This window comes from Nocardioides sp., assembly GCF_035697785.1.
GTDB lineage: Bacteria > Actinomycetota > Actinomycetes > Propionibacteriales > Nocardioidaceae > Nocardioides_B.
The window spans coordinates 19,805-32,756 of sequence record NZ_DASSCL010000094.1 but is presented as its reverse complement, the minus strand read 5'-3'; the positions used below and the strand labels follow the sequence as shown (position 1 = coordinate 32,756).

General features: G+C 70.6%; 12 protein-coding genes. 5 read left to right on the top strand and 7 right to left on the bottom strand.

Annotated elements, in window-relative coordinates:
• The 7 genes from VFH10_RS09260 to VFH10_RS09230 form a co-directional block, all read right to left on the bottom strand.
• Window positions 1–444: acyltransferase family protein (locus tag VFH10_RS09260; RefSeq protein ID WP_325127832.1), on the bottom strand; the 444-nt coding region annotated here is incomplete at its 3' end.
• Window positions 445–496: 52 nt separating this feature from the next.
• On the bottom strand, window positions 497–1,849 hold the full coding sequence (paaK, locus tag VFH10_RS09255; protein ID WP_325127831.1) for a phenylacetate--CoA ligase PaaK: 1,353 nt from the start codon (window positions 1,847–1,849) through the stop codon (window positions 497–499).
• Window positions 1,849–2,277 carry a hydroxyphenylacetyl-CoA thioesterase PaaI gene (gene paaI, locus VFH10_RS09250; protein WP_325127830.1) on the bottom strand — a complete coding sequence of 143 codons (429 nt, stop codon included), beginning with the start codon at window positions 2,275–2,277 and terminating at the stop codon, window positions 1,849–1,851. The genes paaK and paaI overlap by 1 nt, the downstream gene beginning before the upstream one ends.
• The gene (locus tag VFH10_RS09245) at window positions 2,274–2,762 is read right to left on the bottom strand and encodes a GNAT family N-acetyltransferase (protein ID WP_325127829.1); all 489 of its coding nucleotides are present in this window, start codon (window positions 2,760–2,762) and stop codon (window positions 2,274–2,276) included. The genes paaI and VFH10_RS09245 overlap by 4 nt, the downstream gene beginning before the upstream one ends.
• Window positions 2,763–2,766: 4 nt before the next feature.
• Complete coding sequence (locus VFH10_RS09240; RefSeq protein ID WP_325127828.1) at window positions 2,767–5,214, bottom strand: FAD-dependent oxidoreductase; 2,448 nt, start codon at window positions 5,212–5,214, stop codon at window positions 2,767–2,769.
• On the bottom strand, window positions 5,204–6,112 hold the full coding sequence (locus tag VFH10_RS09235) for a phosphotransferase (protein WP_325127827.1): 909 nt from the start codon (window positions 6,110–6,112) through the stop codon (window positions 5,204–5,206). Before VFH10_RS09235 ends, VFH10_RS09240 begins: the two co-directional genes overlap by 11 nt.
• A complete protein-coding gene (locus tag VFH10_RS09230; protein WP_325127826.1) occupies window positions 6,109–7,704 on the bottom strand; it encodes an amino acid permease in 1,596 nt (531 codons plus the stop codon). The genes VFH10_RS09235 and VFH10_RS09230 overlap by 4 nt, the downstream gene beginning before the upstream one ends.
• Before the next feature lie 132 nt (window positions 7,705–7,836).
• On the opposite strand from VFH10_RS09230, the gene VFH10_RS09225 reads away from it, so the two are divergent.
• The 5 genes from VFH10_RS09225 to VFH10_RS09205 all read left to right on the top strand — a co-directional run bounded on the left by VFH10_RS09225 (window position 7,837) and on the right by VFH10_RS09205 (window position 12,925).
• Window positions 7,837–8,562, top strand: a complete 726-nt coding sequence (locus tag VFH10_RS09225; protein WP_325127825.1) for a FadR/GntR family transcriptional regulator — start codon at window positions 7,837–7,839, stop codon at window positions 8,560–8,562.
• A 97-nt stretch (window positions 8,563–8,659) separates the two neighbouring features.
• Entirely contained in the window at window positions 8,660–10,033 is a 1,374-nt protein-coding gene (locus VFH10_RS09220) for a glutamine synthetase family protein (protein WP_325127824.1), read from the top strand.
• Window positions 10,034–10,037: 4 nt separating this feature from the next.
• On the top strand, window positions 10,038–11,396 hold the full coding sequence (locus VFH10_RS09215; RefSeq protein WP_325127823.1) for an aldehyde dehydrogenase family protein: 1,359 nt from the start codon (window positions 10,038–10,040) through the stop codon (window positions 11,394–11,396).
• 33 nt (window positions 11,397–11,429) lie between these two features.
• Window positions 11,430–12,197, top strand: a complete 768-nt coding sequence (locus VFH10_RS09210; protein WP_325127822.1) for a 3-oxoacyl-ACP reductase — start codon at window positions 11,430–11,432, stop codon at window positions 12,195–12,197.
• A complete protein-coding gene (locus VFH10_RS09205) occupies window positions 12,194–12,925 on the top strand; it encodes a gamma-glutamyl-gamma-aminobutyrate hydrolase family protein (RefSeq protein WP_325127821.1) in 732 nt (243 codons plus the stop codon). Before VFH10_RS09210 ends, VFH10_RS09205 begins: the two co-directional genes overlap by 4 nt.
• The last annotated feature ends 27 nt before the right edge of the window (window positions 12,926–12,952 follow it).

The following is a 12,952-nucleotide window of genomic DNA, read 5'->3' as shown; positions in this document are numbered from 1 at the left end:
CCAGAAGGACCCCGGGGCCCTCCCCAGGGGGTGCTCGAGCGCATAGACGAGGATCGGCTGGACGAGCAGGACGTAGAGCGCGAACGGCACACCGAGACGCAGCAGCCGGTCGACGACGAAGCGCCGGGTGCCCTTGCGCTCGAGCGAGGGCGTGGTGAGCAGCCCCGCGACGAGGAACAGCAGGGCGATGAGGAACAGCCCGAACGGTGCCGCCCCCACGAGGAGGACGACCTCGGTCGCCGGTGCGAGCGTGACCTCGCGCAGCCCGGTGTAGGTCCACGCCTCGATCGAGGAGTAGCCGAGCAGGGCGTGGATGACGATGATCGCCGCGATGAGCGCCACCTTGAGGTTGTCGAGGTAGGGCCGCCGCCCGGAGGCCCACTGCTCGACCCCCGAGCCGCGGAGTGCGGCCGTCCGGGGGTGACCGCCCGTGGTCCCGGCCATGACCCCAAGGTCGCCGGCCGGCCGGGTGCCAGAGCCGAAAGCCCCGACGCCGTCAGCGCCGGTCGCTGATCCGGACCGCCTTGCCGAGGGAGCGCTGCAGCGAGTCCGGCGCGAGCACCTCGACGGTCGCGGTGACGCCGATCCGGTCCTTCACCCGCTCCGAGAGGTGCGTGCCCAGCGCGTCCCAGTCCGACGACGGGACCGACGCGTGCGCCTCGACCTGGACGGTGAGCTCGTCGAGGGAGCCGGGCCGGGTGAGCACGCACAGGTAGTGCGGGGTGAGCCCCTCGATCTCGAGCACCAGCTCCTCGATCTGGGTGGGGAAGACGTTCTCGCCTCGCACGATCATCATGTCGTCGGTGCGGCCGGTGACCTTCTGCATCCGGCGGACGGCGGGGTACGCCGTGCCCGGCAGCAGCCGGGTGAGGTCGCGGGTGCGGTAGCGGATCACCGGCATCGCCTGCTTGGTCAGGCTGGTGAACACGAGCTCGCCCTCCTCGCCCTCGGGCAGCACCTCGTGGGTGACCGGGTCGATGATCTCCGGGTAGAAGTGGTCCTCCCACACGTGCAGCCCGTCCTGCGTGGCGGCCGCCTCCTGCGAGACGCCCGGACCGATCACCTCCGACAGCCCGTAGATGTCGACGGCGGTGATCGCGGACCGCGCCTGCAGGTCATGGCGCATCTCGTCGGTCCACGGTTCGGCGCCGAAGACGCCGATCTCCAGCGACGTCGAGCGTGGGTCCACGCCCTGGCGCTGCATCTCGTCGAGGATCGCCAGGAAGTACGACGGCGTCACCATGATCACGCGCGGCTCGAAGTCGAGGATCAGCTGCACCTGTCGCTCGGTCATCCCACCGCTGACGGGGACCACCGTGCAGCCGAGCCGTTCGGCCCCGTAGTGCGCGCCGAGCCCACCGGTGAACAGCCCGTAGCCGTAGGCGACGTGCACGATGTCCCCGGGCCGGGCGCCGGCGGCGTGCAGCGACCGGGCGACGACGTCGGACCACATGTCGATGTCGTCGGCGGTGTAGCCGACCACCGTCGGCTTCCCCGTCGTACCGCTCGACGCGTGCACGCGGACGACGTCCGAGCGGGGCACGGCGAACATGCCGAACGGGTAGTTCCGACGCAGGTCCTCCTTGGTGGTGAAGGGGAACCTGGCGAGGTCGGCCAACGACTCGACCTGGTCGGGGTGCACCCCCGCGTCGTCGAAGACGCGGCGGTAGTGCGGGACGTTCGCGTAGACGCGGTGCAGCGTCGCCCGCAGCCGTTCGAGCTGCGACGTCCGGAGCTCCTCGGCTGTCGGGTCCGGCATGGTGAACGCCCCGGTGGTCGAACCGTCTCCGGTGGTCGAACCGTCTCCGGTGGTCGAACCGTCTCCGGTGGTCGAGCCCGTCGAGACCATCACTGACCCTCCTCGAACAACGTCCCGCGGATCTCCTTGCTGCGGCCGACGAACTCGGCGACCACCACGTCGCCGCAACGCACCGTCACGTCGTACACGCCGTCGTGTCCGGTCCGCTCCCGTTCGACGGCCTCGGCCACCAGCACGTCGCCCAGTCGGGTCGGTGCCAGGAACCGGATGTCCGCGGCGGCCGCGACGGTGCTCCGGTTGTAGGAGTTGCAGGCGAACGCGAACGCCGAGTCGGCCAACGTGAACGTCAGGCCTCCGTGACCGATCGCGTGCCCGTTGACCATGTCGTCGCGGACGGTCATCTCGAGGGTCGCGCGCCCCGGGCCGACGGACACGATCCGCATGCCCAGCCCCTGGCTGGCCCGGTCCTCCGCCCACATCGCGTCCGCGCTGCGCCGGGCGATCTCCTCGGCCGTCATGCGTCGTCCCAGGTCTTCTCCAGCAGGGACACGAGATGGTCCTCGTCGCCGAGCCTCCCCACCTCGACGTACCCGCGCGCCCGGTGGAACGCGAGCGAGGCGTCGTTGCGCGGCACGAGGTTCACCTCCAGCGCCATCCGCCCGTGCTTGCGGGCGATCGCCTCGACCCCGTCGTACACGAAGCCGCCGAGCCCGCGCCGCCGGAAGTCCTCGTGCAGCACGATCCGGTCGAGGTAGTAGAAGCCGTCGCCGTGCCGGTCGGTGAACCAGCGGTAGTTGTCGGAGTCGTACGTCGTGCCCGGGCCGAAGGTGATCACGAAGCCGCCGAACGCGCCATCAACGTCCAGCACGTCGACCCGGTCGGCCAGCTCGCGCAGCTCGTCGAGCCGGGCGGCGTCCATCGGGGCGAGCTTGACGACGTTGCGCTCGTTGAGCGCCACGATGGCGGCTACGTCGGCGTCGGTGGCCGGTCGAAGGCTGGGCACCCGGTCAGACTAGGACGCGCTCGTTGTCCGGGTCGTACGGCGGTCGCAGTCCGACGGTCACGGGTGCGACGACGCCCCCGACGTCCACGCTGTAGGTCCCGGCGCGGATCCAGTCGGGGCGGGTGGCGCCGTCCGGGTCGGCCACGTAGGCCAGACCCACCGAGGCGCCGACGGCGGCGCCCCAGGCCGCGCTGGTCACCTGCCCCACCGCGACGCCGTCGCGCAGCAGGAGCTCGCCGCCCCACAACATGGGCTCCAGGTCGTCGACGACGAACGACACCAGCCGGCGGGCCGGGCCCTGCTCCCGCGCGCGCTCGACCGCCTCCCGGCCCCGGAAGTCGTGGTCGGTCCGCAGCTTGCAGGTGAAGAGCAGCCCGGCCTCGACCGGACCGTAGTCGGGGGTCAGCTCGCGGCCGAACGCCCGGTAGCCCTTCTCCAGGCGCAGCGACTCGATCGCGTAGTAGCCGGCGTCCCGCAGCCCGAGGTCCGCCCCGGCCGACCACAGGTCGTCGTAGACGGCCGCGGCGAGGTCCATGGGCACGTACAGCTCCCAGCCGAGCTCACCCACGTAGGTGATCCGGGTGGCGCGTACGGTCGCCCGGCCCACGGAGACCTCGCGACTGGTCGCGAAGCCGAAGTCGTCGAACGACGCACCCGACACCCGACCCAGCAGCGTCCGCGACGACGGTCCCATCACGCCGAGGACGGCGTACGCCGACGTCACGTCGACCACGCTCGCGGCCATCCCCGCGGGCACCCCGCGTCGGAGCAGGTCGGCGTCGCGTCGCGTGGTCGCCGAGCTGCTCACCACCAGGAACTGGTCCTCGGCGAGCCGGGTCACCGTGAGGTCGGACTCGTAGCGTCCGCGAGCGTTGAGCAACCCTGTGTAGACGACCCGACCGACCGGGACCGCCACGTCGTTGGTGCACAGCCACTGCAGCGCCGCCTCGGCGTCGCGGCCGACCACGAGGTGCTTGGAGAACGACGTCTGGTCGAAGACCGCGACCGCTTCGCGCGTGGCTTGCTGCTCCGCGACCACCGACGGCAGCCAGGACGGCTTGTCCCAGGTGTAGCCAAGGTCCCGCTCCGCGGCGTTCGGCGCGAAGAACAGCGGCCGCTCCCACCCCATCTTCGAGCCGAAGCAGGCGTGCCGCCGGTCCAGCCGGTCGTGCAGCGCCGACGTCCGCAGCGGCCGGGCGGTCTCGAGCTCCCGGTTCGGCCACGGCACCGCGTAGTGCAGGCCGAGCACCTCGCCCACGCGCTCCCGCAGCCACCGGCTGCTGCCGTGGAACGAGGCGAACCGGCGCAGGTCCACGGCCGTGAGGTCGGTGTCGGGCTCACCCTGCACGATCCACTCCGCCAGGGCACGGCCGGCGCCGCCCGCGGTCGCGATGCCGACCGAGTTGAAGCCGGCAGCGACGAAGAAGCCGGGGAGCTCCGGCGCCTCGCCCATGAGGAACTGGTTGTCGGGGGTGAAGGACTCGGGGCCGTTGTAGAACTTGCGGATGCCCGTGTCGCGCAGCGCCGGGATCCGGTGCAGCGCGCTCTCCATCAGCACCGAGAAGTGCTCCCAGTCCTCATCGAGGAGCTGGAACTCGAACGGGTACGGGATCTCCTCCGGCGGCAGCCACGGCTTCGCGACCGGCTCGAAGCCGCCGACGACCAGTCCGCCGACCTCCTCCTTGAAGTAGGTGTAGCCGTCGGGGTCGCGCAGCACCGGCAGGTCCGGGCGCATCCCCTCGAGCTGGTCGGTGACCACGTAGAAGTGCTCGGCGGAGTGCATCGGCAGGGTGGTGCCCACCAGGTCACCGATCTGCTTGGCCCACTGACCGGCGCAGTTGACCACCACCTCGGCCTCCACGTCGCCGCGGTCGGTGCGGACCCCCGCTGCCCGGCCGTCTCGCCGGAGCACGTCGCTCACCCGGGTCTTCTCCACCACGGTGGCGCCTGCGAGCCGGGCGCCCTTCGCCAGGGACAGCGTCAGGTCGGTGGGGTTGGCGCGACCGTCGCCGGGCAGCCAGATGCCGCCCACGAGGTCGTCGCTCTGCATCGCCGGCCACCGCTCCTGGGCCTGCCCCGGGGTGAGCAGCTCGCAGTCCAGCCCGAACGCCGCCGCGGTGGCCGCCGTACGCCGCAGCTGGGTCATCCTGTCCTGCGTGCGAGCGACGATCACGCCACCGCACTGCTGGTAGCCGGTGGCCAGGCCGGTCTCCTGCTCGAGGTCGGCGTACAGCCGCGCGGAGTACTGCACCAGCCGGGTGCCACTCTCGCTGGCGCGGAGCAGACCCACCAGGCCGGCGGCGTGCCAGGTGGTCCCACTCGAGAGCCGGCCCTGCTCCAGCAGCAGCACGTCGCGCCAGCCGAGCCGGGTGAGGTGGTAGGCGACGCTGGCGCCGATCACCCCGCCGCCGACGATCACCACGCGGGCGCGGGCCGGCAGGTCAGTCGGCACGCTGCACGTCCTCGAGCAGCCGGGGGAAGTCGTCGCGGGTGAACCCGGCCGCAGCCTTCTCGAACCGCTCCAGCCCCCAGTCGCGGAAGTCGAAGTCGATGCTGCTCCGCGAGGCCTGGATGGCGCCCCACAACGACCAGCCGTACTGCGAGACGAGCGACTGCAGCCGGGCCCGCGCGACCTTGTTGCGCTGCGGTCGCCCGTAGTACGCCGTCACCAGGGCCTCGAGCTGGTCCACGTCGAGCTCGCACTCGGCCGCGGTGTTCCCCAGCTCGAAGCAGGCGTCGTTGTTGCCGGAGTACTCGTAGTCGATCAGCCACAGCTTGCTGCCGTCGTCCACGAAGTTGCCGGCCAGCAGGTCGTTGTTGCACGGCACCGTCGGCTCCCGGCGCACGTCGAGAGCCGCGCGCACCTGCTGGAACGCCTCGTCGTACGACGGGTAGCCGTCCGGCAGCCAGAACCCGTGCTCGCGCACCGTGTCGAGGTAGCCGCGCTGCCGGGTGAACATGTCGAAGTCGCCGACGAAGCGGGGTCCCGCGTGCAGGGCCCGGCACGCGACGCCGGCACGGGCGACGACGGCCGGGTCGGCGAAGCTGTCGTTGTCGAGGGTGGTGCCCTCGATGTAGTCGATGACCATCAACCCGAGGTCCGGGCGGTAGCTCACCACGTCGGCCGCGACCCCCGCCTGCGCCGCCGCCCGGGTGTTGTGCGCCTCCGCGTCCCGGTCGATGCCGAGCAGATCCGCGTCGCCCCGGAACACCCGCACGACGTAGACCCGGTCCGGGACGGTCACCTTCAGGTTCAGGTTGGTCAGCCCGCCCGGCAGCTCCTCGACCTCACGAGGTCGAGGAGCGAGCTCGGGTACGTCGTCGAGGCGGGTGTCCAGACCGTGGGTCACTTCTCGTCGAAGGTCTCCACGACGACCGGGTCGATGTTGTGGATCGGGCCCTTGAACCAGTGCTTGGCGGAGGACTGCCACCAGATGGTGAGCAGCAGCAGCATGCCGAGCGTGACGATCGGCGCGTAGTTGACGAACTTCCAGGCGAAGTCGTCGCTGAACGGCACGGCGCCGGGCACGAACGGCATCATCAGGTAGACCGACACGATGACGATCTCGGCGACCGCGATCGGGTTCATCCACTTGTACTTGCGGCCGTTGGTCCAGGCGCCCACCTCGAAGTCGTCGCCCTTGCGCCAGCGGAGGTAGATCGGGACGGCGAACGAGAGGTACAGCCCGATCACGGCGATCGACGTCACCGCGTAGAACGCCACCGGGATGATCAGAGGTTCCTCCGCCGTGCCGATGTTGACCTCGATCAGCGCGGGCAGCGTGATCAGCGCGCTCACCACGCCGACGAGCATCACGGCCTTGGCCGGCACCCGCTTGGCGGTCAGCGCCGACCAGTGCGACGAGCCGGGCACCGCGCGGTCCCGGCTGAACGCGAAGAGCATCCGCGACGCCGAGGTCTGGCACGACGTGGCGCAGTAGAACTGCGCCGACGCGGAGATGAAGAGCACCACCGTGGCCCAGTTGGTGCCCAACGAGTTCACGAAGATGTAGGCCACCCCGCCACCGCCGACGCCCGCGTTGTCGGGGCTGCCGTCCGCCGCGTTCGGCACCGCGAACACCACGGTCAGCAGCAGGATGTAGCCGCCCAGCGCCGAGTAGAAGATCGAGCGCCAGATGCCCTTGGCCGCGGCCATGCTGGCCGACGATGTCTCCTCGGAGAGGTGGGCGCACGCGTCGAAGCCGGTGATCGTGTACTGCGTCAGCAGGAAGCCGAACGGGATGATCGCGAAGAAGAAGAACAGACTGCTGGTGCTGCCGTCGGCGAAGCCCGAGTTGTTGAACCGCTCGGTGAACACGTAGTTGAACGACTGGTGCTGGTCGGGCACGAAGATCAGGATCAGCACGATGATGGTCGCACCCACGACATGCCACCACACCGAGACGTTGTTCATGATCGCCATCAGGTGGCTGCTGAAGATGTTCAGCACCGAGGCCAGCGCCAGCACGACGACGAAGATCGCGAAGACGCGGGTCAGCGAGTAGCTGGCGGCGTAGGACTCGGAGTAGGTGCTGATCGTCAGGTCGATGAACGTCGCGCAGCCGTAGGAGACGCCGGCCGTCACCGCGAACAGGCCGATCAGGTTGAGCCAGCCGGTGAAGAAGCCCGCCGCGGGTCCGCCGAGCTTCGAGGCCCACCAGTAGATGCCGCCGGACGTCGGGAACGCCGACACCAGCTCCGACATCGTGAACCCGATGATCAGGATGAAGACGCTGAGGATGGGCCACGACCACGAGATCGAGATCGGGCCACCGTTGTTCCAGCCGGCGCCGAAGTTCGTGAAGCAGCCGGCGAGGATCGAGATGATCGAGAACGAGATCGCGAAGTTAGAGAAGCCCGACCAGGAGCGGCTGAGCTCCTGCTTGTAGCCGAGCTCTGCGAGGCGACGCTCGTCGTCACTGAGTTGAGTCGTGTCAGCCATGCGGATGTGCTCCTCGAAAGGCGAAGTTCGGCTCAACGTAACGCCGGGTGAGAATCTCCGTAAAGACCTTTCTGGCAAAGGTTTGAAGTCGAACCATTGACGCGGGTCCTCGCAGGTCACAAGACTGTCGTCGTGTCCGCAACCTCCGTTTTGAGCGAGTCGGTGCTGCGTCCGGTGCGCGGCCACCACGCGTTCGAGGGGTGTGTCGAGCAGCTCGCCACGGCGATCCGGCTGGGCGTCTATCCCTACGGCAGCACCCTGCCGCCGGAGCGGGATCTGGCCGAGCTGCTCGGGGTCTCGCGGGCCACACTCCGCGAGGCGATCGCCGCGCTGCGCGCGGCCGGTCTCGTCACCACCACGCGTGGACGGGGCGGCGGGACCGTGGTCAGGCATCGACCCAAGAAGCCGTCGTCGCGCGGCGCCCGGGCGCTCGTGCCGCGCAGCGAGCACCTGCGCGACACCCTGGTGTTCCGCAGGGTCGTCGAGCCGGGCGCCTGCCACATCGCGGCGAGCCGGGAGCTCACGACCGAGCAGCGCGCACTGCTCCAGACCGCGCACGACGAGGTGGCCGCGGCGACCGATCCCGGCCAGCACCGGCAGGCCGACTCGCGGTTCCATCTGGCGATCGCGTCGGTGACGCAGTCACCGCTGACCATGCGGGCCGTCGCCTCGGTCCAGGCCGACCTGCACGACATGCTGGTCGCGATCCCGGTGCTCGACGTCAACATCGCACACTCCAACGCACAGCATCACGCCATCGTGGAGGCGATCCTCGCCGGTGACGCCGGCCGCGCCCGGCGCGTGATGGAGAGCCACTGCGACGACACCGCCGCCCTGCTCCGCGGGCTGCTCGCATGAGCACCCCACGACGTTCTTCGTCTCCCCCGCTTCGCTCCTCCGCCGAACAACGCCGCGGGGACCCCGCAGTGAACACCCGCGTCAAGAGAGGAAGCCGATGACCCTCCCGGAACGAAACCCGCGCCTGCTCGACGTCGAGCGGCTCCGACGCATGGTCGACGACGGGAGCATCGACACCGTCGTCGTCGCGTTCACCGACATGCAGGGCCGGCTGCAGGGCAAGCGGCTGCATGCGGCGTACTTCCTCGACGTCGCGCTCGAGCAGGGCACCGAGGGCTGCAACTACCTGCTCGGCGTCGACGTGGACATGAACACCGTCGCCGGCTACGCGATGACCTCCTGGGACAAGGGCTACGGCGACATGGAGTTCGCGCTCGACCTCGACACGCTGCGTCTCGTGCCGCACCTGCCGGCGACGGCGATGGTGCAGTGCGACCTGGTGTGGGCCGACCACAGCCCCGTCGAGCCGTCACCGCGGCAGATCCTCAAGCGGCAGCTGGACCGCGCGGCCGACGCGGGCTACGTCGCCCTCGCGGGCACCGAGCTTGAGCTGATCATGTTCGACGACAGCTACGAGGCGGCCTGGGACGCCGGCTACCGGGGGCTCACCCCGAGCAACCGCTACAACGTGGACTACTCGGTGGTCGGCACGTCGCGCGTGGAGCCGCTGCTGCGCGACATCCGCAACTCGATGTACGCCGCGGGCATGACCGTGGAGGGCGCGAAGGGGGAGTGCAACCCGGGCCAGCACGAGATCGGCTTCCTGTACGACCGGGCACTGACCACCGCCGACAACCACGCCGTCTACAAGACCGCCGCCAAGGAGATCGCCTCGCTGCACGGCAAGTCGATCACGTTCATGGCGAAGTTCAACGAGCGCGAGGGGAACTCCTGCCACATCCACCTGTCCCTGCGCGGCGACGACGGCAGCTGCCTGTTCTGGGACGAGGACGCAGGCGGGCGCACGCCGCTCTACGACCGCTTCATCGCCGGCGTGCTCGCGACGATGGCCGACTTCACGTTGCTCTACGCCCCGAACGTCAACTCCTACAAGCGATTCGCCGCCGGCTCGTTCGCGCCGACGACGGTGGCGTGGGGGCTGGACAACCGGACCTGCGCGGTCCGGCTGGTCGGGCACGGCGCGTCGGCCCGGATGGAGAACCGGCTGCCGGGCGGTGACGTGAACCCCTATCTCGCGCTTGCCGCCATGCTCGCCGGGGGACTGCACGGGATCGACAACGAGCTCGAGCTCGAGCCGCCGGTCGAGGGCAACGCCTACGTGTCTGACAAGCCCACGGTGCCCACCACGCTGCGCGACGCCCGCGACGCCTTCAGCGAGTCCGTCGTGACCCGCAAGGCGCTCGGTGACGAGGTCGTCGACCACTACACCAACATGGCGAACGTGGAGCTGGCGGCGTCCGACGCCGCCGTCACCGACTGGGAGCTGCGCCGCGGCTTCGAGAGGATGTGACGAGTTGACCGGCACGCACATCGTGGTCAACCCGGCCACGGAGCAGCACGTCACCGAGGTCGCCCTCGCCGACGTCGACGAGACCGACCGGTTGATCGAGGCCGCGCACGCCGCCTTGCCGTCGTGGAAGGCGATGGCCCCCGGGGAGCGTGCCGCGCTGCTCCGCCGCTTCGCGGCCGTCGTCGACGACCACGTCGAGGAGCTCGCCCAGATCGAGGTCGTCAACGCGGGGCACACCTGGGCCAACGCCACCTGGGAGGCGGGCAACGTCCGCGACTGCCTCAACTACTACTCGGCCACCCCGGAGCGCCTGTTCGGTCGGCAGATCCCGGTGCCGGGCGGCATCGACCTGACCTTCCACGAGCCGCTCGGCGTCGTGGGCGTCATCGTGCCGTGGAACTTCCCGATGCCCATCCTGGGCTGGGGGATGGCGCCGGCCCTGGCCGCCGGCAACACGGTGGTGGTCAAGCCGGCCGAGCTGACGCCGATGACCGCGATCCGGATCGGCGAGCTCGCCCGCGAGGCCGGCGTCCCCGACGGTGTGCTCACGGTGATCCCCGGGAAGGGCTCGGTGGTCGGCGAGCGGTTCGTCACCCACCCTCTGGTGCGCAAGGTCTGCTTCACCGGGTCCACCGAGGTCGGCAAGCGGATCATGGCCGGCTGCGCCGAGCAGGTGAAGCGGTGCACGCTGGAGCTCGGCGGCAAGAGCGCGAACGTGATCTTCGCCGACGCGGACCTCGAGGCCGCGGCCGCGGCGGCGCCGTACGCCGTGTTCGACAACGCCGGCCAGGACTGCTGCGCGCGGTCCCGGATCCTCGTCGAGCGGTCGGCGCACGACCGGTTCCTCGAGCTGCTCCGGCCGGCGGTGGAGGGCATGGTCGTCGTCGACCCCGCCGACCGCGCCAGCGAGATGGGGCCGCTGATCTCCGCCCACCAGCGCAGCTCGGTGCTGGGCTACCTGGACGACGCCGACGTCGCCTTCACGGGCCCGGCCCCGGACGGCCCCGGCTACTGGGTGCCGCCGACGGTCGTGCTCGCCGACTCGCCGCGGCAGCGCATCTGGCGCGAGGAGGTCTTCGGCCCGGTGGTCGCGGTGCTCCCGTTCGACGACGAGGCCGACGCGGTCGCGATGGCCAACGACACGGAGTACGGCCTCTCCGGGTCGATCTTCACCAGCGACGTCGGCCGGGCACTGCGCGTCGCCCGCGGCATCGAGGCGGGCAACCTTTCGGTGAACTCCAACTCGGCGGTGCGCTACTGGACGCCGTTCGGTGGCTATAAGCAGTCCGGTCTCGGCCGGGAGCTCGGGCCGGACGCACCGCACGCGTTCACCGAGGAGAAGAACGTCTTCATCGCCCACTGAACGACCCAGTGGTCGACCACGGAGGAGGGGACCATGGCAGGACGGCTCGACGGCAGGTCCGCGGTCGTCACCGGCGGCTGCTCCGGCATCGGCCTCGCGACCGTGCGCCGGTTCGCCGAGGAAGGCGCCCGGGTCGTCGTCGCCGACCTCGACGACGAGCGCGGCTCGCAGGTCGCCGAGGAGGTCGGCGGTCGCTACGTGCACTGCGACGTGACCGTCAAGGAGGAGGTCGACGCGTTGTACGCCGCCACCCGTGAGGCCTACGGGTCGGTGGACGTCGCCTTCAACAACGCCGGCATCTCACCGCCGGAGGACGACTCGATCCTGGACACCGACCTCGAGGCGTGGCGCCGGGTCCAGGAGGTCAACCTGACCAGCGTGTACCTCTGCTGCAAGGCGGTGCTGCCGCACATGATCGAGCAGCGACGCGGCTCGATCATCAACACCGCGTCGTTCGTGGCCGTGATGGGGGCGGCGACGTCGCAGATCTCCTACTCCGCCTCGAAGGGCGGCGTGCTGTCCATGTCGCGGGAGCTGGGCGTCCAGTTCGCCCGCGACGGGGTGCGGGTCAACGCCCTCTGTCCGGGACCGGTCAACACCCCGCTGCTCCAGGAGCTGTTCGCCAAGGACGCCGAGCGGGCACAGCGACGGCTCGTGCACGTGCCGATGGGCCGCTTCGCGGAGCCGGAGGAGATCGCCAACGCCGCGCTGTTCCTGGCCTCCGACGAGTCCAGCTTCATCACCGCCAGCACCTTCCTGGTCGACGGAGGCATCTCCGGCGCCTACGTCACGCCGCTGTGAACGACGAGTCCGCAGCCCCGCTGATCGGGCTCAGCACCTACCGCGAGCAGGCCAGGTGGGGGGTGTGGGACGTTCGCGCCGACGTGCTGCCGTCGTACTACGCCGACGCCGTCCAGGGGGCCGGGGGCGTGCCGGTGCTGCTGCCCCCGCTGGAACCTGAGGCGGCACCGTCGGTCGTCGCCCGGCTCGACGGGCTGGTGATCTGCGGCGGGGCGGACGTGGAGCCCCGCCGGTACGACGCCGAGCCGCACCCGCGCACCGCCGGCTGGCGCGCCGACCGGGACGAGTGGGAGCTCGCTCTCCTCGACGCGGCCGACGCCCGCGACCTGCCGGTGCTCGGCATCTGCCGCGGGATGCAGCTGATGGCGGTGCACGCCGGCGGAGCCCTCGAGCAGCACACCCCGGACCGGGTGGGGCACGAAGAGCACTCGCCCGGCGGCGACACCTTCGGCGACATCGAGGTGAGCACCGTCGACGGGTCGGTGCTGCAGTCGCTGGTCGGCGAACGGCACCAGGTCTCCTGCCACCACCACCAGTCCGTGCGCAGCCACCCCGGGTTCACCGCCTCCGCGCGGGCCGAGGACGGGACGCTCGAGGCGATGGAGGTCGCCGGCCAACGGTTCCTTGTCGCGGTGCAGTGGCACCCCGAGGTACGCCGGGACGCTGGGCTCTTCGCCGGTCTGGTGGCGGCCGCCTCGGCTGGTCCGAACCGCCCCGACCCTGCGTGACAGGATGGCGACAGCACTGCCCTGCAC